Here is a 26,568-nt window from a genome sequence, read left to right on the forward strand (position 1 = left end):
CGACCCGCATCTTGTCGGCGGGTGACGTGCTGCTCGAGGGATGCCTTGAGCGCCAGAGATCTCGGCGCTCAGAACAAAGACATCAAAACAATGAACGCAAGATCGCGTGATTAACGCTTCAACGGTAGCGGAGCGGGTGGCCGACCGACAAAACGCGCCGGCGTGAGTTCAGTCTCGTTCCGGATGCTCGGTGCGCACCGCGTCGGCGACCGCGCGAGCAACGACCTTGGACACGTCGGGCTGGAACACGCTCGGGATGATGTATGCCGGGTTGAGTTCCTCGGGCTTCACCACGTCGGCGAGTGCCTCGGACGCGGCGAGCATGACGTCGAGGGTGACCTTGTTGGCTGCGGCGTCGAGCAGGCCGCGGAAGACGCCCGGGAAGACCAGCACGTTGTTGATCTGGTTGGCGAAGTCGCTGCGGCCGGTCGCCACGACGGTCGCGTGCTTGGCCGCCTCGTCGGGGTCGACCTCGGGGGTCGGGTTGGCGAGCGCGAAGACGATCGCGTCGCTCGCCATGGTGGCGATGTCGTCGCCGGTCAGGATGTTCGGCGCGGAGACCCCGATGAAGACGTCGGCGCCACGCAACGCGTCCTTCAGCGTGCCGGTCACCCGCTTGGGGTTGGTGTGCGCGGCGATCTGGGCCAGGTCACTTCCGGGGTTGGCCTTGATGTCGGGGCGCTCCGGCTCGACGACCCCATTGATATCGGCGAGCACGACGTCCTTCGCGCCCGCGTGCACGAGCAGGAAGGCGATCGCCGTACCCGCGGCACCCGCACCCGACTGCACGATCCGCACATCCGACAGCTCCTTGCCGACGACGCGCAGCGCATTGCGCAGCGCGGCGAGCACGACGATGGCGGTGCCGTGCTGGTCGTCGTGGAAGACCGGGATGTCGAGCTCGTCGCGCAGCCGGCGCTCGATCTCGAAGCAGCGCGGCGCGGAGATGTCCTCGAGGTTGATGCCGGCGAACTCCGGAGCGACGATCTTGACGGTGCGGATGATCTCCTCGGTGTCCTTGGTGTCCAGGCACAACGGGAACGCGTCGATGTCGGCGAAGCGCTTGAACAGCGCCGCCTTGCCCTCCATCACCGGCAGCGCGCCGAGCGGGCCGATGTCCCCCAGCCCGAGCACGGCCGTCCCGTCCGTGACGACCGCAACCGTGTTGCGCTTGATCGTCAATCGCCTTGCGTCCTCGGGGTTTTCGGCGATCGCGAGGGACACGCGGGCCACCCCCGGCGTGTAGACCATCGACAGGTCGTCGCGGTTGCGGATCGGCACCTTCGACTCGATCTTGAGCTTGCCGCCCAGGTGGGCGAGGAAGGTGCGGTCGCTGACCTTGTGGATCTCGACGCCCTCGATCTCGCGCATCGCCTCGACGATGCCGTCGGCGTGCTCCTGGTCGCGCGCCGCGATCGTCGCGTCGACCCGCAGCCGGTCATTGTCGGAGTGGGTGATGTCGAGCGCGGTGACCAGTCCCCCGCTGCGCTCCACCGCGCCGGTCAGCTCGCTGACGGCGGTCGCTCGGCCGGGGAGTTCCAGGCGGACGGTGATGGAGTTGGACACGGAAGGCTGGGCGCTCATGCCGTCCATTCAAGCGCTATGCCGCGCTCGCGTGCCACCGGGTCCGGGGTCGGGCCTCACCGCAGGTCGGAGATCACCGACGCGACCTGCTCCTTGGCGTCGCCGAAGAGCATCGCCACGTTGTCGCGGAAGAACAGCGGGTTCTGCACGCCCGCATATCCGGAGGCCATCGAGCGTTTGAGCACGACGACGTTGCCGGCCTCCCAGACGCGCAGCACCGGCATACCGGCGATGGGTGACCCGGGGTCCTCGGCCGCGGCCGGGTTGACCGTGTCGTTGGCACCGATCACCAGCACGACGTCGGTGTCGGCGAGGTCGTCGTTGATCTCGTCCATCTCCAGCACGATGTCGTAAGGCACCTTGGCCTCGGCGAGCAGCACGTTCATGTGTCCGGGCAGCCGCCCGGCAACGGGGTGTATGGCGAACCGCACGTCAACACCCTTGTCCCGCAACGCCTTCGTCAGCTCCGCCACGCCATACTGCGCCTGGGCGACGGCCATGCCGTAGCCCGGGGCGATGACGACCGACTTGGCCTGCGAGAGCAGGTCGGCGACACCGTCGGCGGTGATCTCGCGGTGCTCGCCGAGGTCCTCTTCCCCTGCCGGACCGGCCTCGATGCCGAAGCCGCCGGCGATGACCGACAGGAACGACCGGTTCATCGCCTTGCACATGATGTAGGACAGGTAGGCACCGGAGGACCCGACCAGGGCGCCGGTCACGATCAGCAGGTCGTTCTCGAGCAGGAAGCCGGATGCGGCGGCGGCCCAGCCGGAGTAGCTGTTGAGCATCGACACCACGACGGGCATGTCGCCGCCGCCGATGGAGGCGACCAGGTGCAGCCCGAGCAGCAACGCCACGATCGTGACGACGATCAGCAGCCACAGTTGCGGGTCGATCACGAACCACACGGTCAACGCCACGAACACCGCCAGCGCGCCGAGGTTGAGCAGGTTCTTGCCGGGCAGCACCAGCGGCTTGGAGTTGATCCGCGCGGACAGCTTCAAGTAGGCGATGACCGACCCGGTGAAGGTGACCGCGCCGACGAAGACTCCGATGAAGACCTCGGCGTGGTGGATGCCGAGGGTGCTCATCGCATCCAGGCTGCGGGCCTCGGCGCCGCCCGGGTCGTGCTCGACCTGCAGGTAGCCGTTCCAGCCGACCAGGACCGCGGCCAGCCCGACGAACGAGTGCAGCAACGCAATGAGCTCGGGCATCCCGGTCATCTCGACCACCCGCGCCCGCCACAGCCCGACCGCGGCACCGATCAGCATCGCGCAGATCAGCAGCACCAGCCCGAGCGAGGAGATGTCCCGGTCGACGGCGAGCGCGATCGTCGCGGCGAGGGCCACCGTCATACCGGCGATGCCGAAGTTGTTGCCGACCTTCGCCGTCTCGTGCCGGGACAACCCGTCCAGGGCGAGGATGAAGAGCAACGCCGCGACGATGTATGCCGCAGACGCCGCGGAAGCTACCGTGAGCATGTCGAAAACACCTGTCGTTTCGTCGGATTCACGAGTCAGCGCCTATGACCGGGAGAACATCGCGAGCATGCGACGAGTCACCGCGAATCCGCCGAACACATTGATCGACGCCAGCAGGATCGCGGCCGTTGCCAGCGCGGTCACCGCCGCGCCGGAGTGCCCGACCTGCAGCAGTGCGCCGACCACGATGATCCCGGAGATCGCGTTGGTCACCGACATCAGCGGCGTGTGCAGCGCGTGGTGCACGTTGCGGATCACGTAGTAGCCGATCACGATCGCCAGCGCGAAGACCGTCAGATGCACCGTCAACGCCTCCGGCGAGATCGCCAGCAGCACGAACACCACTGCCGCAGCACCCAGCACGGTGACCAGGCGGCGCGCCGGTGTCATCGGCGGCTTCGCCGGCTCGGCCTCCGCAGTTGTTTCGGTCTTGGCCGGCGCCGGGGCGGCAGAGACCTCGACCGGCGGTGGGGGCCAACGGTTTTCACCGTTCTCGACCACGGTGATCGAGCGCTGCACCACGTCGTCCTCGTCCAGCACCAACTGCCCGTCCTTGCTGGGTGTGAGCAGTTTCATCAGGTTGACCAGGTTGGTGCCGTAGAGCTGGGACGCCTGCGCCGGCAACCGGCCGGCGAGGTCGGTGTAGCCGATGATCGTCACACCGTTCGGGGTCGTGACGACCTCACCGGGCACCGAACCCTCGACATTGCCACCATTGGACGCTGCCATGTCGACGATCACCGACCCCGGCTTCATCGAGGCCACCATGTCGGCGGTCAGCAGCCGCGGCGCAGGGCGGCCGGGGATCAGCGCGGTGGTGATGATGATGTCGGAGTCCGCCGCCTGCCCGGCGTACAACTGCGCCTCGCGCGCCTTGTAGTCCTCGCCCATCTCCTTGGCGTAGCCGGTGTTCGGAGCGTCGTCGGCGTCGTCCGAGTCTTCGATCGAGAGATACTCCCCACCCAGCGACGAGACCTGGTCGGCCACCTCCGGCCGCGGATCGGTCGCCCGCACGATCGCACCGAGCGAGACCGCGGTGCCGATCGCCGCCAGTCCGGCCACGCCGGCTCCCGCGACCAGCACCTTCGCTGGCGGCACCTTCCCCGCCGCGGTCACCTGGCCGGTGAAGAACCGCCCGAACGCGTGCGCCGCCTCCACCACCGCCCGGTAGCCGGCAATGTTCGCCATCGACGACAGGACGTCGAGCGACTGGGCGCGCGAGATGCGTGGTGCCGCGTCGAGCGCCAGCGCGGTGATCGGTTTGCCCAACTCGTCGGCCGACCACTCCTGCCCGAGCTCTGGGTGCAGCCGCGGCGCGAGGATGCCGACCACCGTCGCGCCTGGCCGGACTGCCTGCAGTTGTTGCGCATCCAGCGCATTCACCCCGAAAACAACCTCGGCCTGCGCCGGGTCACCGATCGTCGCGCCGGCCTCGTCATACGCCTCGTCGGAGAAGCCTGACCGCTCCCCCGCACCCGGCTGCACGACAACGTCGTACCCGAGCCCGCGCAACTGCCTCACGGTCGCGGGCGTCGCGGCCACCCGCGTCTCATCCGGCTGGGACTCCTTGACGACTCCGATGCGCATGCGCGTCCTTTCGGTGGGCTGCGGTCAGCGTATGGCGTCAGACACACTCGCGCGGCTAACGTCCACGACATGTCGAATCGCAGTGATCCACCGCAGCCACGCCGGATCGAGGCGGAGCTGCATGTCGACTACCACGCGAACGCGGCCTCGATCGTTTCCTACCCGACGGCCGGTTGCTGCAACTGGAGTTGCCGACCTGCAGCGGCAGGCCCGGAATAGCGGGAAGTGAGTTAGCCCTTCCGGCGGAATATCCGAATCACGCCGTCCAGCAGGTAGCCCATGCCGACGACGGCCGGCTCCAACCAAGCCACCGGCAGGTACCACGCGGTCTTGGCGTCATCCCCCACGAGCGGCACACCTTCGACATAGGTCGGAACCGGCATGCCATCGGTGTCTTCCTCGCCCATGACAAGACGTTGTCACAACCGCCCACTGCGTAGTGCTCGTCGGCAGCGGCGAGGATGTTTCGTGCCTAGACTCACGGCACCGGAACCCCACCAGTCGCACGGAAAGGCAGCCATGGGCCACCACAAGGGCAACGAAGAACGCCGCGAGGAAACCCTCGAGCACGACGAGCGCCGGCAGGAAATCCGTGACGAAGTCTTCGAGGAGACCGGCGGCGACGTCGACAACCTCGGCTCGCAGGACGAACGCCGCAAGGAAGGCGACGCTCGCCACTGAAACACCTGCGACAGACAACGCCGCCCGGAGCACGAGACTCCGGGCGGCGTTGCCGTGCGGTGATGTACGCAGCTCGTGGAGGTGGCGGGAATCGAACCCGCGTCCGCTGACCACGAAGTAGGACTTCTCCGGGTGCAGTGCGCTAAGGATTTTCTCGGCCCCAGGGCTCGCACGCACACGTTCCCTGACAGGCCCAGCCGAGTAAGAGTCCCGCGTCGCCCCTCGGCGTGACGACGCAGCAAGTTCTCTAGCTGACGCCAGACACTGAGTCGAGAACTAGCTCAGGCTGACGGACTTCGAGGCTCGCTCAGGCGGCGAGGGCGAAGTCGGTGCGCTTGGAGTTGGCACCTATTGGTTTTGCACGGAGCGTTAACGAGATAACCGTGCTTCCTCGACCCGCTTCCCCTACAACGGCAATCAACGTCGAAACCGATCACCCCCGTTGTCGATCCCATCTCCTCCTCGTGGTTCGACCTCGTGCCTCGGTCGTCCCACGCATCGTCGATGAGATGTTTTTCGATTGTCGTATCTCATCCTCGTTAGCCAACCTCGTTCCTCGGCTGCCCAACGCATCGTCGACACGACAGCAGGTACATCACCACTGTTCAGTTGTTGAGGCGAGCAGGTTCCCCGCCTCGCGCCTGCCGTGAAGCCAAGGCGCTGGATGAGCATACGGTCCAACGCCGCGCGACGCGAACACATTCCGCCTACCCTCGTGCCGTATGACGCACCTACCCACGCCGGGCGAGGCCCCGACCAGCGCCCAGTCGCTGCGCACCACGATCTACGCGCTGCTCGCGGCACCGGTGATCCTCGGCGTCGTCGCCGCGATCACGGTCGGGCTCGGCGCGGCCGGCGCCGGCTGGGTGATCGGTGGTCTCGTGCTGGTCGCGCTCGGCTGGCTGGCCGCGGAAATGGCCGGCTACCGCCCGGTGCTCGACAGCGCCGCGGGTGCCGGTGCCTCCACCTCGCCGTACGTCGCCGGCATCATGCTGCGCTTCGCGATCACCGAGGCACCGATCATCCTCAATTTCATCGGTGCCTTCCTCGCGCACACCGCCACGGCATACCTCATCCTGCTGCCCTTCGGGCTGGCGTCGATGTGGTGGCACGTCTGGCCGTCCGAGCGCCTGCGTCGCCGGGTCGCGGCGAAGCAGGCCGCCGGACCTCAGACGCCGAAGTCGGGGCGCAACGGGTAAGCGCCCGCGCCGGTGCGGGTGAGCTTCTCACCGAGCACCTGGTGCAGCTGAATGTTGTTGCGCTCGAAGCCGATCGACGAACCAGCGAGGTAAAGACCCCAGATGCGGGAGATCTGCTCGCCCGCGTCCTGCACGCACTCGTCCCAGTTTGCCGACAAGTTCTTGCACCAGGCGCGGGTAGTGCGGGCGTAGTGCTCGCGCAGGTCCTCGCTGTGCCGGATCTCGAAACCCTCATCCTGCATCGCCGAGATGATCGTGCCGACGCCGGTGATCTCCCCGTCGGGGAAGACATACCGGTTGATGAAGCCGCCGCGGGTGAGCGCCGGGGCCTTGTTGTCCGGGCGGGTGATGCTGTGGTTGAGCATCCGGCCGCCCTCCTTCAGCTTGCCGTAGAGGAAGCTGAAGTAGCTCGGGTAGTTCTTCACCCCGATGTGCTCGGTGAGGCCGATCGAGCTGACCGCGTCGAAGTCGCCCTCGGTGACGTCGCGGTAGTCCAGGAACCGCACCTCCGCGCGGTCGTCCAGTCCCTCCTCCTTGAGGTGCTGCTGCGCCCACGATGCCTGCTCGGCCGACAGGGTGACGCCGAGCGCGGTCACGCCGTAGTGCTTGACCGCGTGCTTGACCATCCCGCCCCAGCCGCAGCCGACGTCGAGCAGCCGCATGCCGGGCCGCAGCCCGAGCTTCCTGCAGACCAGATCGAATTTGTGCTCCTGCGCCTCCTCGAGCGTCGCAGTGTCACTCGGGTAGCACGCGCAGGTGTAGGCCATCGACGGGCCGAGCACCAGCTCGTAGAAGTCGTTGCTCACGTCGTAGTGGTGGTGGATCGCCTCGGCGTCCCGCTTACGGGAATGCCGCAGGCCCTCGACCGCCCGCCGCCACTGCGGCGCCACCTCCTGCGCAGGCAGCGGCGGCACCCGAAAGCTGCGCAGGCCCAACGATTTCGCGACGTCGACAAGCTCGCGAGCCGCCGGCCGCTTCGGGCCGAAATCGTCCAGGAAGAGCGCTAGGAAGTCGTAGGGGTCACCCGGGTCGATGCCCTCGACGATCAGGTCACCGGTGATGTAGGCCCGCGCCAGGCCCAGCTCGCCGGGAGCGGTCACCAGGTAGCGCAGCGCGGTCTCGTTGGAGATGTTGATCGTGACCGCCGCGCCGGGGTTGCCACCCGTCGAGCCGTCGTATGCCGTGACCGCGAACGGCACGTCGGTGCCGAAAATGCGGTCGGAGATCTCGCCGATGGTCAGTTGTGTCATCGCCGTTTCACCGCCTTGGAGTAGAGGTCGGGCAGTCGGCCGTCCGGGTCGTACTGCTTCTTGACCAGCTGATAGGTATCGCCGCCGTAGAGCGACCAGAAGGTCTGCTCGTCGTAGTAGGCGTCGCTGTAGAGGGACTTGTGTCCGCCGAGGTCGTGAACGACCCGCTCGATGTCGCGATTGACGTCTCCGTCCTCGCGCCCCGGTGCGATCTCGACCGTCGACCAGAATCCCACGTTGACGTAGTGCTCGTCGCGCTGCAGTGGGTAGAGCGGCCAGGGCTGGGCGCCGTGCTCGCGGTCGCGAACGGCCAACGGACACAACCAGATCGGCTCGATGGGCACATTGTCGAGGAACCACCGGAGAAACTCCTCGGTGCGCGCGACGGGCACCTCGACGTCCTGCACCACTCGCTCGCGCGGCAGCTTACCCTTCGCCGCGTCGAGCCTCGCGAAGTAGCCGTGGCGGTTCTCCCACCGGATGATCTTGCTGTAGACGTCGCTGCGCAGCAGACTGCGCGGCACGACCCGGCGGAAGGCCGGCTTCTGCACCCCGAACGCCCTGCTGCACCAGAACCAGTCGGTGTCCCAGCGCCAGATGTAGTCGTGGATCGTGAGGTAGTCCTCGGTGCGTTGCTGGATCGACCGGTAGTAGATCTGCTGCCCCGAGTAGTCGGAGGTGTATGGCGCCTCGTCGACGAAACTGCCCAGCACCAAATAACTTTCGTCCGCCGAGAAGACGACGCCGTCGAGGAAGTCGACAGTCTCACCGTCGTACGCCCGCTGGTCCAGGATCGTGCGCAACTGCTCGGTGAGTTCGTGCAGGGCATCGAACCGCACATGCCTCAGATGGACGTATGGCGAGACCTTCTCCAGCTTGATCTTCAACCGGACCGAGTAGCCCAGCGACCCGTAGGAGTTGGGGAAGGCGCGGAACAGCTCGGAGTTCTCGCCATCCGGCGTTGCGGTGACGATCTGCCCGGCCCCGGTCAGCACGTCGAGTTCGAGCACCGACTCGTGCGGCAACCCGTTGCGGAACGAACTCGACTCGACACCGAGACCGGTGACGGCGCCACCGAGGGTGATGGTGCGCAGCTGCGGCACGACATACGGCATGAAGCCGTAGCGGAGCGTGACGTCGACGAGGTCCTCGTAAGTGGTCATCCCCTGCACGTCGGCCGTGCCGGCCTCCGGGTCGACCTCGATGACGCCACGCAATCGCGAAACGTCAAGCCCCGCAACGGCATTCGCTTCCCGCGGACGAAAGAGGTTCGAGGTCTTCTTCGCCAGCCGCACCGGCGCACCTGCCGGCATCGCGGCGAGTTGGCGCTGCAGATCGTCCACGGCCTCGCGGTGTCGCGCCCACCCGACGATCTCGCCGTTCTCCCGCGTCACGGATCCTCCTGCATGCGTTTGCTTCGCTGGCCGATGTGCGTCCAGCAACCTACTCTCCCCTCACCCACAGCAGACGCCCAGGCCGTGACCGAGCGATGCACATCACACGAACCCGACTTGCGCCATCGAAGGCACAGGTCTAGCTTGTGAATAGAACGAAACAGTTTCGTTCTATTCAGACCGAGAGGGGAAGCAGCCATGAATGCGCCCGCCACCACCGAGACCGGCAGCAAGCCGCGCATCGAGGGTGAGCGCGAGGCCGAGATCCTCGACGGCGTGATCGACACCCTGATCGACGTCGGCTACGACCGGCTCACCTTCGACGCCGTCGCGACAAAGGTGCGAGCCAGCAAGGCGACGCTCTACCGCAAGTGGCCCACCAAGGCCGACCTGGTGGTGGGTGCGCTGGAGCATCTGAAGGCGCAGTCGATGCCCGCCGGGCACGAGCCGAAGCTGCCCGACACCGGCAGCCTGGTCGGGGACCTGACGTTCCACTTCTGCGAGGACCCGCAGTACAACGATCGCTCGATCCAGGTTTTCGGAGCGGTCACCTCGGCGATCCACCGAGACCCTGAGCTCACAACGGTCTTCACCGATCGGTTCGTCAAACCACGCATGGCCGAGTTGCGCAAGGCGGTCGAGCGTGCCCAAGAGCGGGGCGAGGTGGGCCCGGACGCCGACCTTGACTTGCTGGCATCCATCCTGCCGGCGGCGGTCACCTACCGGGTGCTCACCACCGGCGACTGTCCGGACAAGTCCTTCGTCACCCAGGTGATCGACAACGTCATGCTGCCCGCCTGTCGCGCCACGGTCTCCTGAGCAGGGACAGCAAGGACAACGACAACCGCCGCCAGGGAATAACCAGCGGACCGAAAGCGTCCTGATCCTGCGGCTTACTTGATCACGTGCCACCGCGAGGACGCGGCGGCGCCATACAAGACCCACCAGACCACCGACTGTCGCGCCACGCGTCAGCCGATGAATACCCCTGTGCTTAAAACGGATTCATAACCAGGAAGGAACGCCAATGACGACATCAGTCGACTTGGCTCGCGACGAGGAAGTCACACCGAGGAAGACAAACCTCACCGTGGCACTCGTCGTGATCGCCATGGCGCAGCTCATGATCGTGCTCGACGGCACGATCGTGAACATCGCCACTCCGCACATCCTCACCGACCTCGACTTCAGCCAGTCGAGCGTGCAGTGGGTGGTGACGGCATACGCCCTCGCCTTCGGCAGCTTGCTGCTGCTCGGCGGCCGGCTCGGTGACCTCTTCGGTCGCCGTCGGATGTTCGTGCTCGGCGTGGCGATCTTCGCCATCGCCTCACTGCTCGGCGGCGTCGCCGCCAACGGAGCCATGCTGCTCGCCGCTCGCGGCTTGCAAGGTGCCGGCGCCGCGCTCGCCTCGCCGGCGGCGCTCGCGCTGATCAACACCACCTTCCCGGCCGGCAAGGAGCGCAACCGCGCGATGGCCGTGTACGCCGCCATGTCCGGTGCCGGCGCCGCCGTCGGTCTGATCCTCGGCGGCATCCTCACCGAATGGGACTGGCGCGCAACGTTCTTCATCAATGTGCCGATCGGTCTGGTCGTCGCCGCGATCGCGCCGCGGGTGCTGGTGGAGTCCGAGGGCAACGACGGAAGCCTGGACATCTGGGGCGCCGTCGCAGGCACCGTCGGCCTGTTCGGCATCGTCTACGGGCTGTCGCACGCAGGTCAGCAGGGCGCGTCGTGGGGTGACTTCGAGACGCTCTTCCCGTTGCTCGGTGGCCTCGTCGTACTCGCGCTGTTCGTGATGATCGAGAACCGGGTGAAGCACCCGCTGCTGCCGATGCGCATCCTGGCCGACCGCACCCGTGCCGTCTCGCTCTTCTCGATGCTGCTGATCGGCGCGGGCATGTTCGCGATGTTCTTCTTCCTCGGCCTGTTCATCCAGCAGGTGCTGGGTTACTCCCCGATCAAGTCCGGCTTCGCATTCCTGCCCTTCAGCGTCGGCATCGTCGCCGCCGCGGGCATCGCGTCCAACCTGGTCAGCCGGGTCGACCCGCGCTGGGTCGCCGGTTTCGGCGGTCTGCTGACCACCGTGTCGATGTGGGGCCTGACCAACCTGTCGATGACCAGCAGCTACGCGACCAACCTGCTCCCGTGGGTCATCGTGATGGGCTTCGGCATGGGCTTCCTGTTCATCCCCCTCACGCTCACCGCGACCGCGGGCGTGGACAAGAACGACTCGGGTGCTGCCGCCTCGGCGCTGAACACCGCACAGCAAATCGGAGGAGCTGTCGGCATCGCCGCCCTGACCACGGCCTTCACGCACTACGCCACGCAGAAGGGCAACGAACTGGCCGAGGCCGGCCGGGCTGCGATGGCGAAGGCCACCGCTGCCGGGCAGACCCCGACCAAGGAGCAGATCGCGGACGCCACGCACCAGGCGCAGCTGCAGGCGCAGACGTTCGGCTCGACCCACGCGTTCTGGTTCGCCGCCGGCATGCTGCTCGTCGGCACCGTGCTGGTCGTCGCGCTGCTCGGCATCAAGCACGACGAGCTGGCGACCGAGGAAGCCGCGGTGCACGTCGGCTGAGACCGGCAGCCGCTCGTGATCGCGACCGATCAAAAAGGGCACAGCCCGCATCGAGAGGCCCACGAAATCAACCCGATTTCGTGGGCCTCTCCCGCATGGGTATGACGGGAGCGGCGCGCCGAGTACGGTGAGCGCTGTGGCGAGACAACTTCCCCCGGGCTGGCGACACGGTGAGGGGATCGTGTGCGCTTTCCCGGCCGACCGCCACAGGGACGAGGCCGTCGACGTCGTCGCACGGTTCGGCGGGGTCGTCACGCTCCTTGTCGCCGAGAGCGACGAGGTTGCCGAGGGTGACGCGGTCGCGATCGTCGAACTCACCAAGCTCGAGGCTGCCGTCACCGCGCCGGTGAGCGGCCGGATCGCGCGGCTCGCCATACCGAGTGGGACGCAGGTGGCCGGCGGAGATCTGCTGCTCGTCATCGAGTGACGCAGGCGGCCGGCGGCGGCATGGAACGAGTCGGACCGCGGCCGGGTCATAATGGCCTGCAACTGCGAGGCCGACGAAGGGGAAGCGTTCATGCGAAGGGCACGCGGCATCGCTGCGACCGCGGCGATTGCACTCGGTGCGGGCCTGTTGGCCGGCTGTGGCAGCAGCGGCGGCGGCAATGCGACGCCACCCCCCTGGTCGGCCGACCCCGGGCAGCAGGGACTGATCGCCGGTAGCACGCCGACCGGCAGCCCCCAGCGCAAGACCACCGGCGACGGCACCTGGTCCTTCACCCTCGCAAAGGACACCGGCAACCCCAACGTGCCGACCGACCAGTGGCCGGACGCGGCCGAGGTGCTCACGCAGGCGCAGCTCAAGGCAGCCGTGCCGGAGGCGAGCGCGGTCGAGAAGCAATCCTGCGTCAAGGGCACGAGCGGTCCCAGCGGCAACACCGCCAAGAACGCCTCGTGCACCTGGAAGTTCAGCCTGCCCGGCGAGAGCGCCGGCTACCCGAGCACGATCACGGTGAGCCTGGTGGCGGTGGCCGCGGACCAGCGGGTGACCACCGACTGGCAAAACACCCGCAACAGCAACTTCTCCGGCCGCAAGGCCGACGAGCGCTTCTTCGAGCAGGGCGCCTTCGGTGCGAAGGGCTCCTATTACCTCGACAACGGCAACGCCTCGGTGCTGGTGTCCGACGGCAACATCGCGGCGTGGATCAACCTGCGGTTCGTCGGTTTCACCTCGCTGACCGACTGGCGCACCGCGGTGAGCAACGGCATCTTCCCGACCCTGGCCGCTGATCTGGCCGACCGGCTCCCCCGCAAATACGCGTGAGCACCCCATGAGCAACCCACGAGGATCAATGCGCAAACTTCCGGTCATCGCCGTCGCAGGCATCGTTGCGGTCGCCGCACCCGCCCTCAGTGCGTATGCCGCGGCCGGCCATCCCGGCACGGCATCCGCCAAACCGGCAGCAGCCGCACCGGCGGCGCCCGCGACCAGCACCCGGGCGCCGAAGATCACGCCATACACCCCACCGCCCGCACCGCCGAGCGCAATCGCGCCGACGCCCCGGACCATCACCCCGTCGGCCAGTTTCACCGTCCAGATCGATCCGTCCGGCAAGCAGCCGATGGACCAGACGTGGCCGTCCGCGCAGGAGGTCTTCACGCTCGCGGAGCTGCAGCAGGTGCTGCCCCAGCTGACCGCGATCAGCCCGGCGGACTGCAACACCGGTGACCTGCCGGGCGGCGGCTCCACCAAGAACGCGACCACCTGCACGCTCACCTTGACCATGAGCGGCGAGCGCGCCGACGACCGCAGCAAGCTAATCGTGGACATTCGCGGATTCGGGCTACCGACCAAGATCGGCGAACAATGGACCAAGGACGTCACCGCCGACCGCGCGCGTGCGCAGAGCCGTCCCGGCCTCTACACCTTCTACCGCAACCGGGCACTGGGCGTGCTGGCGAGCTACACCGACGGCACGACCACCAAGGCACTCCTCCAGCGCGGGGACGTGACCGGCGAAATCTGGTTCAGCGGCATCGGTTTCACCACCCTCAAGGACGACTACCTGGCTTCCCGCAAGGAATACCGCGAGACGATCGTGCCCGCCCTGGTGCGTCTGCTGGCGGCCAAACTCAACGCACAGAAGGCAGCATCATGAGACGACTCGCCGGCCTGACCGCGGCGGCAATCGCCGTCACCAGCCTCGCCGCGTGCAGCAAGGGCGCGACCGTCGTGTCGGACGGTGGCAGCAGCAGCACGGCGCGCGGTCCGGTGTCCTTCTCGACCGAGGCGCCCAAGCCCTACTACTCCCAAGGCGTGGTGATCGCCAACGACAAGGGCCGCAAGGTGGTGCTCGACCCGAGCCTGCCGGTCTTCGATCCCCCGCTGACCGGCGACACCGTCGAGCAGAGCAACTGGCCGGTCGCCGGGCGGCTCTACAGCATCAAGGAACTCATCGGCGTCTTTCCGGACGCCTTCACGATCGCGCTCAACCCGCAGGGGCCGAGCAAGGTGCAGATCGCGGTGAAACTGCCCAACGCGGCCGATGCATCCACGATCACCACCACAATCACGTCGGTCGGGTCGGAGGACTCGATCCTCGGGGCATACGACCAGCAGCGTCGCAGCAGCCAGTCGATCTACACCGGGGCCGACGGCAAGCCGAGCGACTCCTGGGTCTACTTCAAGGACGGCGCGTTCAAGACCCAGCGGCTCAGCCGGGACATCAACAAATGGTCGGTCGTGATCGGCAACGGCAAGGTTGCCGCCCAGCTGCAGGTCGAGACCGACGGCTTCAGCGAACTCAGCGAAGGCATCGGCGACAGTGACCCGGTGCTCAACGGCCAGGTCATGCCGCTGATCATGCAGCTGCTCGCCGCCCGCATGTGAGCGGGCGACGAGCAGGCCGTATGCCGGGAGCCGAGGCTCAGCCGACTGGCGCCGCCTCCTTCGACTCCGAGGGCGGTGCGGCGACCGGGTCGTCGTCCAGCAGTTGCTGTTCGTCGAACGGCCGGTCTCCGGCGAGCACCGCCTCCAACTGAGGCCGGTTGACCTCACCGACCCAGGTGCCGACCAGGACGGTAGCGATCGAGTTGCCGGCGAAGTTGGTCAGCGCACGCGCCTCGCTCATCATCCGGTCGATGCCGACGATGAAGCCGACGCCGCCGACCAGGTCGGGCCGGTGCGACTGCAGACCGCCGGCCAGAGTTGCCAGGCCGGCGCCGGTGACCCCGGCGGCACCCTTCGAGGCGATGATCATGAAGACCAGCAGCGAGATCTGCTGCCCCAGGCTGAGCGGCTTGTCGAGCGCGTCGGCGATGAACAGCGACGACATCGTCAGATAGATCGCGGTGCCATCCAGATTGAACGAGTAGCCGGTCGGCACGGTGATGCCGACGACCGGGCGCGAGACACCCAGGTGCTCCATCTTGGCGATCAGCCGGGGCAGCGCGGACTCCGACGACGACGTCGACAGGATCAGCAGAAACTCGCGGCCGAGGTAGCGAAACAGCTTGAGAACATTGACTTTTGCGACAAACCAGAGGATGGCACCGAGCACGCCGAAGACGAAGAGGAAGCAGGTGATGTAGAAGGCGATCATCACCACGGCGAGGCTTTGCAACGCCTTCCATCCGGTGGCGCCGACCACCGCCGCCATCGCGCCGAAGGCGCCCACCGGCGCGACATACATGATCATCGCCATGAGCCGGAAGACGAGGCGTTCGATGTGCTTGATGCCGGTCAGGATCGGCTCGCCGGCCTTGCCCATCTTCTGCAGCGCGAAACCGACGAGCAGTGCGATGAACAACGCCTGCAAGACATTGCCCTCGGTCAGGGAGGACACCAAAGTCTTCGGGATGATCCCCAGGATGAAGTCCTGCGTCGAGCCGGCCTCGGTGTCGACCTGCTTCTGCCCGGTCGCCTGCAGCTCCTGCGTCAGGTGCAGCCCGTCACCGGGGTGGATGATGTTGCCGACCACGAGCCCGATCGCGAGCGCGACCGTCGACATCGCCACGAAGTAGCCAAGTGCGAGGCCGCCGACCTTGCCGACCTGGGTGGCTTTGCGCACCGAGCCGATGCCGAGCACGATCGTGCAGAAGATGATCGGCGTGATCATCATCGTGATCAGACTGACGAAACCGGTGCCGAGCCATTTCAGCGAGACGCCGAAGTCGGGCCAGATGAAGCCGACCGCCGCGCCGGCGATCATCGCGGCGATGACGGCCAGGTAGAGATAGTGGGTGCGGTCCTTGCGGCGTTGCGCCGGTTGGGCTGCCGGAGCGGCTGTGCTCATGAGACTCTCCAAGTCGGACGGATCGGGGCACGTCATACATTGCAGGCGAAAGTGATGCGGGTCACGTTTGTGTTCATTGAGTTCACGGGTCGGGTATGTCGGTAAGGCCCGTCCGCCGGCCGCGCTCCCCCGCCCGGTGGAGCCTCGCGGCGCAGACTTTCGCGCTGCAGGCCGCAATCGCGCTGCTCGTCGTGGGCCTGGGCATCGGAGCCGCCTACCTGCAGGCGCGCAACTCCAGCAACCGGCAGGCGACCGCCCAGGTGCTTTCGGTGGCCGAGTCGGTCGCCGCGACCCCGCAGGTGGAGCAGGCGCTCACCGCGGCCGACCCGTCGGCCACCCTGCAGCCGCTCGCCGAAGCGGTGCGCCGCAGCACGGGCACCGACTTCGTGGTGGTGATGAGCCCGAGCGGCCGGCGCTACACCCACCCGGACCCGACGCAGATCGGCAGACAGTTCGTCGGGCACATCGCGGACGCCGCGCGCGGCGGCCAGGTCATCGAGGACTACACCGGCACGCTCGGCCCGTCGCGGCGCGCGGTCGTGCCCGTGAGGGCGGACGGCAAGGTCGTCGGGCTGGTGGCGGTCGGGGTCGCCAAGTCCGCGGTCAGCGCGCGGGTGCGCGACCAATTACCCGCACTGCTGCTCGCCGGCCTGCTCGCTGCCGCGCTCACCGGGGTCGGCACGGTGCTGGTCGCCGCCCGGGTGCGCCGGCGCACCCGCGGGCTCGGAGCACGGCAGCTGCAGGAGGCGACCGACTACCACGACGCCGTGCTGCACGCCGTCCGTGAAGGGCTGCTGCTCACCGACCCCGCAGGCCGGCTGCGGGTGGTCAACGACGAGGCGACGCGCCTGCTCGGTCTGCCGGCGGATGCCGCCAGCATGCCGGCCGAGACCCTCGGCATACCCGCGTCGATCGCGCAGGTGCTGGCCGATGACCTGCCCCGCGAGGACGAACTGCACGTTGCGAACGGCGCGGTGCTGGTGGTGAACAAGGCGGCAGCGACCTGGCGCGGTGAGGTGTTGGGGTATGTCGTGACGCTTCGTGACCGCACCGAACTCGAAGGATTGACAGGCGAATTGGACTCAGCACGCAGCCTCGCGACCGCCCTTCGCGCGCAGGCGCACGAGTCGAACAACCGGCTGCACGCGATCGTGTCGCTGATCGAGCTGGGGCATCCGGAGGCGGCCGTGGAGTTCGCGACGGGACAGCTGCAGCAGGCCCAGCGGCTCACCGACACCGTCGTCGAGGCGGTGACCGGTGAGCCGGCGGTCGCCGCGTTACTGGTCGGCAAGACCGCCGAGGCCCACGAGCGTGGCATCGACCTCGTCATAGACACCGGCGACGAGTGGCCGTCGACGGCGGCGACCAGCCACGACCTGGTCACGATCGTCGGCAACCTGGTCGACAACGCATTCGACGCAGTGACCGACAATCCGAGCGAGCGACGGGTCAGCCTCTCCGGCGAACGGGACGACGCCGACCTGGTGATCACCGTCATCGACAACGGCCCGGGAGTGACCGACGCCGAGCGCGACGAGGTCTTCCGCCCAGGCTTCTCGACCAAAGCGGCCGACGGGCGCGGCATCGGCCTGGCTCTGGTCGCGCAGACCGTGCAGCGGCTGCACGGCAGCATCGAGGTCCACGCGGTGCGGCGTGGGCAGTCGGGAGCGCTCTTCGAGGTGCGGCTGCCGGTGTCGGAGGGCCCGCGATGAGGACGCTGCGGGTGCTGGTGGTCGAGGACGACCCGATCGCAGCGCAGGCGCACACGTCATACGTCCGGCGGGTGGCCGGGTTCGAGGTGGCGGGCACGGTGCAGACCAGCGCCGACGCGCTGCGAGCGCTGCAGCGCGAGGACGTGGACCTGGTGCTGCTCGACATGAACCTGCCCGACCGGCACGGCCTGGAGGTGGTGCGTGCGATGCGCGCGGCCGGGCACACCGCGGACGTCATCGCGGTCACCTCGGCCCGCGAGCTGGAGGTGGTGCGGTCCGCGGTGTCGCTCGGGGTGGTGCAGTACGTGCTCAAACCGTTCGTCTTCGCCGGGCTGCGCGACCGGCTGACCGCCTACCTGGAGTATGCCGCGGCAACCGCCGGCGAACTCGACACCCAGGCCGACGTCGACCGGATGCTCGGGGCGCTGCGCCACGAACCGGCCGAGGACCTGCCGAAGGGGCTGTCGCGCGAGTTGCTGGATCGAGTCACCACGATCTTGCGCGGGGCCGAGTCCGGTATGACGGCAGCAGAACTCGGCGTTGCGCTCTCGGTCAGCCGGGTCACCGCGCGCCGGTACGCCGAGCACCTCGCCGGGCGGAAACTGGCCACCCGGGCCACCCGGCCCACCCGCGCCGGGCGGCCCGAGGTCGAGTACCGCTGGCGGGCGTAACCCGCGACCGTCGCGACTTGTGCACGCCCCCAGCCGCGCTCAACTCTCGGAGTCGTCGTCCTCGAGCTCGTAACGGGGCACGCCGAGGGTGACCACGAAGGTGATCACCGCAATCAACCCGACCGCCGCACCGATCGCCGGCGCACCGGAGGTCGCGAGCGTCAGACCGGTGATCGCGGCCAGACCGTTCCACAACAACGACGGGGTGCGGGCGATGCTGCGCTCACGCCAGAAGCCGAACGCGAGCAGGCCGCCGCACACCGCGAGCGCCAGCACCGTGCCGGCCTCGGTGAGGGCGCGGGCAGTGTCGCTGCTGTTGCCGGTGAGCGTGGCGACGATCAGCGCCACGGCCAGGATCACCAGCACCGCGGTCTGCACCGCCATCAGGGTGGCGGCAAGGCGCCAGAAAGACATCGTCCGACGGGAGTTCGCGGTCACGTCCAGCACCGTATGCGTAGACCCACCGCGACGCGCAGCCGGTGGTCGCCATACCTGGGCAGGTGAGCCGTCATCGCCCGGTGCGTGTCGCGCCGGTCAACTTTTGGTAAACCCAATGTGATCGATACCTCACCTTCGAGGGCGAATTTCTGAGCCAAAGCCCTTGTGGAGAGTTGTTGGAATCTGTGAAAGTTGGGAACAGCGTGTGACGTGCCCGCGTTGATTCGACATGATGCAAGTGGCACTTGCCGTCAAGGCCACCACACCACCCCCTACGGACCGATGCCGCTCCGTGCCTTTGTGCGCATGCGGCTGATGCAAGGAGCAGAACCACATGGATTGGCGCGACCGCGCTGCGTGCTTGGACGAGGACCCGGAGCTGTTCTTCCCGATCGGCAACACCGGGCCCGCCCTGCAGCAGATCGAGGACGCCAAGCAGGTCTGCCGGCGTTGCGAGGTCATCGACACCTGCCTCAAGTGGGCTTTGGAGTCCGGCCAGGACGCCGGCGTCTGGGGCGGCCTGTCCGAGGACGAACGGCGCGCACTCAAGCGCCGCAACGCCCGGGCCCGCCGCGCTGGATAACACTGGACAGCACCTGCGAAGCGTTCACCCACTACCCATATCTCCCCGCAGCCGCGCGACGAAACGCACCCGCGTTCCGCGCGGCTGCTCTGCGCGCCAGGTGATTTCGCCGCGCAGGTCCTGCACGAACGACCGCACGATCTGGATGCCGAGCCCGGAGGTCGCCGGGCTGAAGTCCTCCGGCAATCCTGCCCCGTCGTCGGTGACGGTCACCGTCAGCAGCTCCTGACCGGTCTGGTCCACACTGCGTGCCGCATCGAGCACCACCCGTCCGCCGTGAGTGGCGAAGCCGTGCTCGATCGCGTTCTGCACCAGCTCGGCGATGATCATTGCGATCGGCGTCGCGTCGTCGGAGTGCAGCAGACCGAACTCTCCGGTGAGTTCGGCGTGCACCCGCTCCTGCGACCGGTTGCTGATCTCCACCGCCGACCGCAGCGCCCCGCTGGCGATCTCGTCGAACGGCGTCGTCTCGTCCAGTCCCCCGCTGAGCGTCTCGTGCACGGTCGCGATCGTGGCCACCCGCCGCACCGCACCGTCGAGCGCGGCCCGAGCCTCCGGGTCGTCGAGCCGTCGCGCCTGCAGCCGCAGCACCGCGGCCACGGTCTGCAGGTTGTTCTTCACCCGGTGGTGGATCTCCCGGATGGTGGCGTCCTTGCTGAGCAATTCGCGCTCCCGGCGGCGAAGCTCACTGACGTCCCGCACCAACAGCACGGCACCGATCCGACGACCGTTCTCCGACAACGGGATCGATCGCGCACTCACCGACGCGCTGCGTGACTCCATCTCGGTGCGCCACGGCACGCGGCCGGTGAGCACCATCATCAGCTCCTCGTCGACCGGCCCGCGCTCGGGCAGCACGTCACCCAGCACCGACGCGAGCCGGACACCGATCAACTCCCCGTCATACCCGAGGCGGTGGATGGCCGACACCGCGTTGGGACTGGCGTAGGTCACGTTGCCCTCGGCGTCCAACCGCAGCACGCCGTCGCCGACCCGCGGTGCCCCGCGCCGGCCGGCCGGCGCCGACGCCGGGTCCGGGAACGCGCCGGTCGCGATCATCCGGGCGAGCGCGTCCGCGGTCGCCAGATAGGTGACCTCGAGCCGGCTCGGGGTGCGCATCGACGCGAGGTTGGTATGCCGCGTCAGCACCGCAACCGGCACGCCCCGCTGCAGCACCGGGATCGACTCCTCGCGCACCGGCAGGTCGTCGCGCCACATCGTCGATTGGGAACGCACGATGCGCCGCTCGGCATACGCCTCGGCAACCGGGCGCACCCGGGTGTGGTCGATCGTGCTGCCGACCAGGTCCTCCACGAACACGCCCACGCCGGTGGTCGGGCGCACGTGCGCCGCGGCGACCCAGTTGCCGTCGCGGGCCGGCACCCAGAGCACCAGATCGGCGAACGACAGGTCGGACAACAGCTGCCAGTCGCCGACCAGCAGGTGCAGCCACTCCCGCGCCGACTGCGGCAGGTCGGTGTGCTCGCCCAGCACATCATTCATCGACGGCATTGCCGAGAACCTATCTGCCGCTCGGCGCCGGCCCCCTACCGGGCCGACCCGGACCGCACCACCGAGCGCAGCGTGCGCAGCGCGACCGACAGCGGGGCGAGCCCCGGCTCGTCGAGATCCGCGACACCCACCAGCGCCTGCTGGGCGCGGTTGATCGAGTCGGCGTTGGCAGTTGCCCAGTCGTCGAGCCGCTCGTCGGCGGTGTCGCTGTCGGGGGTGTCGGCGATGACCGCCGCGGTGAACGCATCGAGCACCGAGTAGAGGTCGTCGCGGACCGCTCCGCGCGCCAGCGAGTCCCAGCGGTCGTCCCGGGGCAACTGGGAGACCGCGTGCAGGATGCGGTCGATGCCGAGCCGCTCGGACAGCTTGAAGTAGACCTCTGCGACGTCGGCGACCGGTGTGCCGGTGCTGATCGCCTGCTCGGTGATGTCCAGCAGCGAGTAGGCGTCCAGCAGCGCAGCCGCCCGCCCGGCCAGCTCCTCGGGCACGCCGTCGGCAACCAGCTCGTCCCGGTTGCCGGCCCAGCGCTCGCGCTCACCGCCCTGCAGCAGGTCGGGCAGCTTCGGGGTCAGCTGCGCAATCACCGGACCGAAGCGCTCGATCTCCGCGCCGACGTCCAGGTGCGCCGGCCGGCTGTGCACCAGCCACCTGGTCGCCCGGTCGATCAGCCGGCGGAACTCCAGGTAGAGGGGCGTCTGCGCGTCGGTCGGCACCTTGTTGTCCAACGCCTCGACCGCGGCCACGAAGCCGGCCATGTCGAAGGCTTCGCGGGCCACGACATACGCCCGGGCGGCCTGCTCCGGTGAAGCGCCGGTCTCCTCCGCGAGCCGGTAGCCGAAGGTGATGCCGCCCCGGTTGATCATCGAGTTGACCACCGAGTTGACCACGATCTCCTTGCGCAGCGGGTGCTCGGTGAGTTCGTCGGCGTACTGCTGCCGGATCGGCGCCGGGAAGTATGACGTGAGCGTCCCGCCGAACCACGGGTCGTCGGTGAGCCCGGAGTGGCTGAGGTCGGCCTTCAGCGCCAGCTTCGCGTAGGCGACCAGCACCGAGAACTCCGGTGATGTGAGCCCGGTCCCGGCCGCCGAACGAGCCGCGATCTCCGAGTCGCTCGGCAGGAATTCCAGCTCGCGGTCAAGCTCGCCGCGTTCCTCCAGCCAGTGGATCAGTCGCTGGTGGACCGGGAGCATCGCGTGGGTCTGCGCCCGCGCGTTGCCGAGCAGGGTGTTCTGCTCATAGTTGTCCCGCAGCACCTGCAGCGCGATCTCATCGGTCATCGAGTGCAGCAACTCGTTGCGCTCGTCGAGGTCGAAGTGGCCCTGACGCATCAGATCGGTGGCCAGGATCTTGATGTTGACCTCGTGGTCGGAGGTGTCCACGCCCGCGGAGTTGTCGATCGCGTCGGTGTTGACCCGCACGCCGTGCTGTGCGGCCTCGATCCGGCCGAGCTGGCTCGCGCCGAGGTTGCCGCCCTCGCCGATCACCTTGACCCGCAACTGTTTTCCGTCGACTCGGATCTGGTCGTTGGCACGGTCACCGATGTCGGCGTTGGCCTCGACCGCGGACTTGACGTAGGTGCCGATGCCGCCGTTCCAGAACAGGTCGACCGGCGCGAGCAGGATCGCGTGGATCAGCTCGGTCGGAGTCATCGCCGTCGTGCCGGCCGCCAGACCGAGGGCTTCGCGCACCTGCGGGGTGATCGGGATCGACTTCGCGGTGCGCGGGTAGACCCCGCCACCCGGCGAGATCAGCGACGTGTCGTAGTCGGCCCACGACGACCGCGGCAGGTCGAACAGCCGGCGGCGCTCGGCATACGAGGTGGCCGCGACCGGGTCCGGGTCGAGGAAGATGTGCCGGTGGTCGAAGGCGGCGACCAGCCGGATGTGTTCGGACAGCAGCATGCCGTTGCCGAAGACGTCGCCGCTCATGTCGCCGACGCCGACGACGGTGAACTCCTGGCTCTGGGTGTCGACGCCCATCTCGCGGAAGTGCCGCTTGACCGACTCCCATGCGCCGCGGGCGGTGATGCCCATGGCCTTGTGGTCGTAGCCGGCCGAGCCGCCGGAGGCGAACGCGTCGTCCAGCCAGAAGCCGTAGCTCTGCGCGACCCCGTTGGCGATGTCGCTGAAGGTCGCGGTGCCCTTGTCGGCCGCGACCACCAGGTAGGTGTCGTCGGCGTCGTGCCGCACGACGTCCTTGGGCGGCACCACCTGCCCGGAGACCAGGTTGTCGGTGACATCCAGCAGCCCCGAGATGAACAGCTTGTATGACGCGACGCCCTCGGCCATCCAGGCTTCCCGGTCGGCCGGGTCGGGCAGCCTCTTGGCCACGAACCCGCCCTTGGACCCGGTCGGCACGATGACGGCGTTCTTGACCATCTGGGCCTTCACCAGGCCGAGGATCTCGGTGCGGAAGTCCTCCGGACGGTCACTCCACCGCAGACCGCCACGGGCCACCTTGCCGAAGCGCAGGTGCACACCCTCGACGCGCGGGCCATAGACCCAGATCTCGAACATCGGCCGGGGATCGGGCAGCCCGGGCACGCGGCGGCAGTCCAGCTTGAAGCTCATCACCGGGCTGGGGTCGCCCTGCTCGTCACGCTGGAAGACGTTGGTGCGCAAGGTCGCCCGGATGACGCCCATCATCGTGCGGATGATGCGGTCGTGGTCGAGGCTGCTGACGTCGTCCAGCGCGGTCTCGATGCGCTGCACGATCGCGGCCTCTGCGGCGTCACGGTCGGTGTCCTGACCCACACCGGCATCGAAGCGCGCCGGGTCGAAGCGCGCCTCGAAGAGGTCGACGAGCGACCGCGCCAGGTCCACGTTGCCGCGCAGCGCCTGCTCGATGTAGTTCTGGCTGAACGTGAAGCCGATCTGCCGCAGGTACTTGCTGATCGCCCGCAGCACCGCGACCTGACGCGAGGTGAGACCGGCGCGCAGCACCAGGGCACCCAGCCCGTCGCTCTCGGCGTCGCCCTCCCAGACCGCGCGGAATGCCTCCTGGAAGCGGTCCCGCACCGCCCCGAGCGCGGCATCGTCGGTGCCCCACCTGGCGGCGTCGTCGGCGCGCAGGCCGAAGTCGTAGACGTGCACGACGACCCCGTCGGCCCGCCGCATCGAGTAGGGGCGTTCGTCGGTGACCTGCACCCCGAGGTCGGTGAAGACCGGCAGCACGTCGGTCAGAATCACCCGGTCACGGCGGAACAGCTTGAACCGGCGCTCGCGCGGGTCGGTCGACTCGGGGTCGCGGTAGAGCGTGAAGAGGGTGTGCTCGTCGGACTCCAACGCCTCGATGCGGCGCAGGTCGGCAACACCCTGGCGCGGGCTGAAGTCCTCCTTGTAGGCCTCGGGGAAGGCCCGGGCGTAGAGGCTCATCACCCGTGCGGAGGCGTCCTCGCCGTCCTCCTCCGCCGAGACCGCACCGAGGCGTTCGCCCCACGTGCGACTGCTCTCCAGCAGCTTGGTCTGCAGCTCCTCATCGTCGACCTGCGGCACCTCGGCGCCGGGCCGCAGCCGCACCACGAAATGGATCAGCGCCAGCGCCGAGTCGGCGATGCGGGTGGTGTAGTCGACGCTCTCAGCGTCATACGCCTCGCGCAGCAGTTGCTCGATGCGCAACCGCACACCCGTGTTGTAACGGTCACGGGGCAAGTAGACCAGCACCGAGACGAACCGGCCGAACTCGTCGACCCTGCGGAACAGCTGGGCCTGGCGGCGTTCCTGCAGCCGCAGCACCTGGGTCGAGATCTTGTAGAGCTGCTCGCTGGAGGTCTGGAACAACTCGTCGCGCGGGTAATTCTCCAGCACCTCAAGCAGGTCCTTGCCGGAGTGACTGTCCGGCGAGAACCCGGTGCGGGCGATCACCTTGGCGACGCGTTCGCGCACGACCGGCACCCGGCGCACCGACTCGGTGTACGCGCTGGAGGTGAACAGCCCGAGGAAGCGCTTCTCCCCCGTGACGTTGCCTTCGTCGTCGAAGGTGCGGATGCCGATGTAGTCCAGGTAGGTCGACCGGTGCACGGTCGAGCGCGAGTTGGCCTTGGTGATGGTCAGCAACTGCGGCTCGCGGGCGGTCTTGCGAGCGTTCGGGGTCAGCCGGCTGAACGACTGCGACGCCGGCTTGTCGTAACGCAGGATGCCGAGGCCGGAGCCTGGCTTGATGCGCAGCACATCCTCGCCGTCGACGGTGTCGAGCTCGTACTCGCGGTAGCCGAGGAAGGTGAAGTGGTTGTCGGCCAGCCAGCGCAGGAAGCCCTGGGTGTTCTCGACCGCCCACGCGGGCACGGTCGACGGACGGCGTGCGTCGAGGTCGGCGATGACCTGCTCGCACTCGGCCTGCATGCGGTGCCAGTCGTCGACCGCAACGCGGACGTCGGCGAGCACCCGGCGTACGGCGTCCAGCAACTCGGCGTCGTCGGCGTCCTTAGCGGCGAGGTCGATCTCGAAGTGCATCCAGGACTCGGCGATCGGGGCCAGTCCCCCGTCCGTCGCGGGCGGCAGCTCGTCGGTGTCGTAGATCGTGGTGAGGTTGCCGGCCGCGTCCCGCTGGACGAACATCTGCGGGTGGATCAGCGCGTGCACGTTGCGGTCGCGGTGGGCGAGCTCGGCGATCACCGAGTCGACCAGGAACGGCATGTCGTCGGTGACGATCTGCAGCACTGTGTAGGGGCAGGACCAGCCCTCGGCGTCGGCGCTGGGGTGCAGCAACTGCACGTTGGCGGTCCCGGGTGCGCGGTGCCGGGCGAGCTCCTTGTGGGAGCGCAGGACGCCGGCGAGGCGCTGCGGCCCGAAGGCCGCGATGTCCTCATCGGCGACGTGCCGGTAGTAACGCTCCAGCAGCCAGGGTGCCGGCGGCTCCCCGTGGTTGTCGCGTGCGCAGTCGCGCAGGATGGATGTGCGGGAAGGTGTGTCCACGGACATAGATCGTCTTCGGCCCTCGTCGTGACTCGATCAGGGGCGACGTCGTTGTGGCCCCTGCCACCAAGACTAGACCCGGGGCCGCTGCATCGGGCGGCAGGTCCGGCGGCTGTGGGCGCCGTGATGCGTCCGCATTGCCCGGGCCACTATCCTCCCTCGAATGCAGACCAGCGACAGCACGCGCAGTGTGGCGTTGCTGGTCCCCAGATTGCTCGGGGTGCAGGCCGATCCGGCCGAATTCGAGACCGCCGACGCACTGGCCGAGGCCGTGGAGCGGGCCGCCGAGGAGCTCCTGCGCTGGCATGACGAGCTGGCCGACATACGCCCCTGCCGTGGGCACGGCGGAAGGCTGACGCTGGACGGCGACACGGCCTCCGACAACCCGACGCGGGCAAGCAGGCGGTTGGCCGAACAGGTGAAATCCGGTGTGATCCCGGCAGATCCGGCGAGCATCGAGGTTGCCTCCACCGAGCTGCGCGGCATCGCATCGACCATCCGGCGAGTGGCCGGCGCCCGGGACGGGGACGACCCGGCGGGCCAGCACGGCCGCCAGATCGCCAGCGCGCTCGCCGAACTCGCCGGTGCGCTCAGCTCGCTCGCCGAGACGCTGCGGGTGGAGATGGGACGCCTTGCCGGCGGCACCTCCGGTGGAGCCGATCAGGTGCTGGCCCGGGTGGTGCGGGCCGAGCATGCGGCGCGAGTGGCGGCCGCGGCTACTCTGCGGTTATGACCGAGACGGAGGGA

22 protein-coding genes and 1 other RNA gene are annotated in these 26,568 nt (G+C 68.2%); 12 read left to right on the forward strand and 11 right to left on the reverse strand.

Going from position 1 to position 26,568, the window contains the following annotated elements:
• Positions 1–168: 168 nt before the first annotated feature.
• The 4 genes from N2M23_RS18730 to N2M23_RS18745 form a co-directional block, all read right to left on the reverse strand.
• Complete coding sequence (locus N2M23_RS18730; RefSeq protein WP_265447630.1) at positions 169–1,584, reverse strand: NAD-dependent malic enzyme; 1,416 nt, start codon at positions 1,582–1,584, stop codon at positions 169–171.
• Positions 1,585–1,640: 56 nt separating this feature from the next.
• Positions 1,641–3,065 (reverse strand): Re/Si-specific NAD(P)(+) transhydrogenase subunit beta, encoded by a 1,425-nt coding sequence (pntB, locus tag N2M23_RS18735; protein ID WP_265447631.1) that lies wholly within the window; start codon positions 3,063–3,065, stop codon positions 1,641–1,643.
• Positions 3,066–3,107: 42 nt separating this feature from the next.
• Positions 3,108–4,652: a Re/Si-specific NAD(P)(+) transhydrogenase subunit alpha gene (locus tag N2M23_RS18740; RefSeq protein WP_265447632.1), complete on the reverse strand. Its 1,545-nt coding sequence runs from the start codon at positions 4,650–4,652 to the stop codon at positions 3,108–3,110.
• Between the two features lie 230 nt (positions 4,653–4,882).
• Positions 4,883–5,059, reverse strand: coding sequence for a hypothetical protein (locus tag N2M23_RS18745; RefSeq protein ID WP_265447633.1), 177 nt, complete (start codon positions 5,057–5,059; stop codon positions 4,883–4,885).
• A gap of 61 nt (positions 5,060–5,120) precedes the next feature.
• Between N2M23_RS18745 and N2M23_RS18750 the strand changes: the two genes are divergently transcribed.
• Entirely contained in the window at positions 5,121–5,333 is a 213-nt protein-coding gene (locus N2M23_RS18750) for an NUDIX hydrolase (RefSeq protein ID WP_265447635.1), read from the forward strand.
• A 73-nt stretch (positions 5,334–5,406) separates the two neighbouring features.
• On the opposite strand, the gene ssrA is transcribed toward N2M23_RS18750, so the two are convergent.
• Positions 5,407–5,774: a transfer-messenger RNA gene (gene ssrA / locus N2M23_RS18755) on the reverse strand.
• A 281-nt stretch (positions 5,775–6,055) separates the two neighbouring features.
• On the opposite strand from ssrA, the gene N2M23_RS18760 reads away from it, so the two are divergent.
• The gene (locus N2M23_RS18760) at positions 6,056–6,532 is read left to right on the forward strand and encodes a hypothetical protein (RefSeq protein WP_265447637.1); all 477 of its coding nucleotides are present in this window, start codon (positions 6,056–6,058) and stop codon (positions 6,530–6,532) included.
• Here N2M23_RS18760 and N2M23_RS18765 read toward each other — a convergent pair.
• Both N2M23_RS18765 and N2M23_RS18770 read right to left on the reverse strand, forming a co-directional pair.
• A complete protein-coding gene (locus N2M23_RS18765) occupies positions 6,502–7,782 on the reverse strand; it encodes an SAM-dependent methyltransferase (protein ID WP_265447639.1) in 1,281 nt (426 codons plus the stop codon). The two genes, N2M23_RS18760 and N2M23_RS18765, sit on opposite strands and share 31 nt — an antisense overlap.
• Positions 7,779–9,176 (reverse strand): FAD-binding oxidoreductase, encoded by a 1,398-nt coding sequence (locus N2M23_RS18770; protein WP_265447640.1) that lies wholly within the window; start codon positions 9,174–9,176, stop codon positions 7,779–7,781. The genes N2M23_RS18765 and N2M23_RS18770 overlap by 4 nt, the downstream gene beginning before the upstream one ends.
• A gap of 198 nt (positions 9,177–9,374) precedes the next feature.
• Between N2M23_RS18770 and N2M23_RS18775 the strand changes: the two genes are divergently transcribed.
• The 6 genes from N2M23_RS18775 (at position 9,375) to N2M23_RS18800 (ending at position 14,587) form a co-directional block, all read left to right on the forward strand.
• Entirely contained in the window at positions 9,375–9,995 is a 621-nt protein-coding gene (locus N2M23_RS18775; protein ID WP_265447642.1) for a TetR/AcrR family transcriptional regulator, read from the forward strand.
• 208 nt (positions 9,996–10,203) lie between these two features.
• Positions 10,204–11,757, forward strand: a complete 1,554-nt coding sequence (locus N2M23_RS18780) for an MFS transporter (protein WP_265447643.1) — start codon at positions 10,204–10,206, stop codon at positions 11,755–11,757.
• Positions 11,758–11,938: 181 nt separating this feature from the next.
• On the forward strand, positions 11,939–12,184 hold the full coding sequence (locus N2M23_RS18785) for a biotin/lipoyl-containing protein (protein WP_265447644.1): 246 nt from the start codon (positions 11,939–11,941) through the stop codon (positions 12,182–12,184).
• 90 nt (positions 12,185–12,274) lie between these two features.
• Entirely contained in the window at positions 12,275–13,021 is a 747-nt protein-coding gene (locus N2M23_RS18790) for a hypothetical protein (protein ID WP_265447645.1), read from the forward strand.
• 7 nt (positions 13,022–13,028) lie between these two features.
• Positions 13,029–13,856 (forward strand): hypothetical protein, encoded by an 828-nt coding sequence (locus tag N2M23_RS18795; RefSeq protein ID WP_265447646.1) that lies wholly within the window; start codon positions 13,029–13,031, stop codon positions 13,854–13,856.
• Complete coding sequence (locus N2M23_RS18800; protein ID WP_265447647.1) at positions 13,853–14,587, forward strand: hypothetical protein; 735 nt, start codon at positions 13,853–13,855, stop codon at positions 14,585–14,587. Before N2M23_RS18795 ends, N2M23_RS18800 begins: the two co-directional genes overlap by 4 nt.
• A gap of 37 nt (positions 14,588–14,624) precedes the next feature.
• Here the strand turns inward: N2M23_RS18800 and N2M23_RS18805 are convergent, their stop codons facing one another.
• Positions 14,625–15,992: a cation:dicarboxylate symporter family transporter gene (locus N2M23_RS18805; RefSeq protein WP_265447648.1), complete on the reverse strand. Its 1,368-nt coding sequence runs from the start codon at positions 15,990–15,992 to the stop codon at positions 14,625–14,627.
• A gap of 95 nt (positions 15,993–16,087) precedes the next feature.
• Between N2M23_RS18805 and N2M23_RS18810 the strand changes: the two genes are divergently transcribed.
• Together N2M23_RS18810 and N2M23_RS18815 are read left to right on the forward strand one after the other, a co-directional pair.
• Complete coding sequence (locus N2M23_RS18810; RefSeq protein WP_265447649.1) at positions 16,088–17,704, forward strand: sensor histidine kinase; 1,617 nt, start codon at positions 16,088–16,090, stop codon at positions 17,702–17,704.
• Positions 17,701–18,375: a response regulator gene (locus tag N2M23_RS18815; RefSeq protein ID WP_265447651.1), complete on the forward strand. Its 675-nt coding sequence runs from the start codon at positions 17,701–17,703 to the stop codon at positions 18,373–18,375. The genes N2M23_RS18810 and N2M23_RS18815 overlap by 4 nt, the downstream gene beginning before the upstream one ends.
• Before the next feature lie 39 nt (positions 18,376–18,414).
• Here N2M23_RS18815 and N2M23_RS18820 read toward each other — a convergent pair whose 3' ends face one another.
• Positions 18,415–18,813, reverse strand: a complete 399-nt coding sequence (locus tag N2M23_RS18820; RefSeq protein WP_265447653.1) for a hypothetical protein — start codon at positions 18,811–18,813, stop codon at positions 18,415–18,417.
• A gap of 334 nt (positions 18,814–19,147) precedes the next feature.
• Between N2M23_RS18820 and N2M23_RS18825 the strand changes: the two genes are divergently transcribed.
• Positions 19,148–19,396: a WhiB family transcriptional regulator gene (locus N2M23_RS18825; RefSeq protein ID WP_123270792.1), complete on the forward strand. Its 249-nt coding sequence runs from the start codon at positions 19,148–19,150 to the stop codon at positions 19,394–19,396.
• A gap of 24 nt (positions 19,397–19,420) precedes the next feature.
• Here N2M23_RS18825 and N2M23_RS18830 read toward each other — a convergent pair whose 3' ends face one another.
• Both N2M23_RS18830 and N2M23_RS18835 read right to left on the reverse strand, forming a co-directional pair.
• Positions 19,421–20,908, reverse strand: coding sequence for a sensor histidine kinase (locus tag N2M23_RS18830; RefSeq protein ID WP_265447656.1), 1,488 nt, complete (start codon positions 20,906–20,908; stop codon positions 19,421–19,423).
• A 35-nt stretch (positions 20,909–20,943) separates the two neighbouring features.
• The gene (locus N2M23_RS18835; protein WP_265447657.1) at positions 20,944–25,827 is read right to left on the reverse strand and encodes an NAD-glutamate dehydrogenase; all 4,884 of its coding nucleotides are present in this window, start codon (positions 25,825–25,827) and stop codon (positions 20,944–20,946) included.
• 157 nt (positions 25,828–25,984) lie between these two features.
• Between N2M23_RS18835 and N2M23_RS18840 the strand changes: the two genes are divergently transcribed.
• Positions 25,985–26,554: a hypothetical protein gene (locus tag N2M23_RS18840; RefSeq protein ID WP_265447659.1), complete on the forward strand. Its 570-nt coding sequence runs from the start codon at positions 25,985–25,987 to the stop codon at positions 26,552–26,554.
• Positions 26,555–26,568: the final 14 nt, after the last annotated feature.

Origin of the sequence: Flexivirga meconopsidis (assembly GCF_026162425.1) — a bacterium.
GTDB lineage: Bacteria > Actinomycetota > Actinomycetes > Actinomycetales > Dermatophilaceae > Flexivirga > Flexivirga meconopsidis.

What these genes read in the sequence shown, in the direction of transcription:
- N2M23_RS18775 (WP_265447642.1), top strand. Translation starts at nt 9,375, where the DNA reads ATGAATGCGCCCGCCACCACCGAGACCGGCAGCAAGCCGCGCATCGAG.
- N2M23_RS18765 (WP_265447639.1), bottom strand. Translation starts at nt 7,782, where the DNA reads ATGACACAACTGACCATCGGCGAGATCTCCGACCGCATTTTCGGCACC.
- N2M23_RS18835 (WP_265447657.1), bottom strand. Translation starts at nt 25,827, where the DNA reads ATGTCCGTGGACACACCTTCCCGCACATCCATCCTGCGCGACTGCGCA.
- N2M23_RS18830 (WP_265447656.1), bottom strand. Translation starts at nt 20,908, where the DNA reads ATGCCGTCGATGAATGATGTGCTGGGCGAGCACACCGACCTGCCGCAG.
- N2M23_RS18815 (WP_265447651.1), top strand. Translation starts at nt 17,701, where the DNA reads ATGAGGACGCTGCGGGTGCTGGTGGTCGAGGACGACCCGATCGCAGCG.
- N2M23_RS18805 (WP_265447648.1), bottom strand. Translation starts at nt 15,992, where the DNA reads ATGAGCACAGCCGCTCCGGCAGCCCAACCGGCGCAACGCCGCAAGGAC.
- N2M23_RS18730 (WP_265447630.1), bottom strand. Translation starts at nt 1,584, where the DNA reads ATGAGCGCCCAGCCTTCCGTGTCCAACTCCATCACCGTCCGCCTGGAA.
- N2M23_RS18840 (WP_265447659.1), top strand. Translation starts at nt 25,985, where the DNA reads ATGCAGACCAGCGACAGCACGCGCAGTGTGGCGTTGCTGGTCCCCAGA.
- N2M23_RS18795 (WP_265447646.1), top strand. Translation starts at nt 13,029, where the DNA reads ATGAGCAACCCACGAGGATCAATGCGCAAACTTCCGGTCATCGCCGTC.
- N2M23_RS18810 (WP_265447649.1), top strand. Translation starts at nt 16,088, where the DNA reads ATGTCGGTAAGGCCCGTCCGCCGGCCGCGCTCCCCCGCCCGGTGGAGC.
- N2M23_RS18800 (WP_265447647.1), top strand. Translation starts at nt 13,853, where the DNA reads ATGAGACGACTCGCCGGCCTGACCGCGGCGGCAATCGCCGTCACCAGC.
- N2M23_RS18780 (WP_265447643.1), top strand. Translation starts at nt 10,204, where the DNA reads ATGACGACATCAGTCGACTTGGCTCGCGACGAGGAAGTCACACCGAGG.
- N2M23_RS18790 (WP_265447645.1), top strand. Translation starts at nt 12,275, where the DNA reads ATGCGAAGGGCACGCGGCATCGCTGCGACCGCGGCGATTGCACTCGGT.
- N2M23_RS18760 (WP_265447637.1), top strand. Translation starts at nt 6,056, where the DNA reads ATGACGCACCTACCCACGCCGGGCGAGGCCCCGACCAGCGCCCAGTCG.
- pntB (WP_265447631.1), bottom strand. Translation starts at nt 3,065, where the DNA reads ATGCTCACGGTAGCTTCCGCGGCGTCTGCGGCATACATCGTCGCGGCG.
- N2M23_RS18740 (WP_265447632.1), bottom strand. Translation starts at nt 4,652, where the DNA reads ATGCGCATCGGAGTCGTCAAGGAGTCCCAGCCGGATGAGACGCGGGTG.
- N2M23_RS18745 (WP_265447633.1), bottom strand. Translation starts at nt 5,059, where the DNA reads ATGGGCGAGGAAGACACCGATGGCATGCCGGTTCCGACCTATGTCGAA.
- N2M23_RS18825 (WP_123270792.1), top strand. Translation starts at nt 19,148, where the DNA reads ATGGATTGGCGCGACCGCGCTGCGTGCTTGGACGAGGACCCGGAGCTG.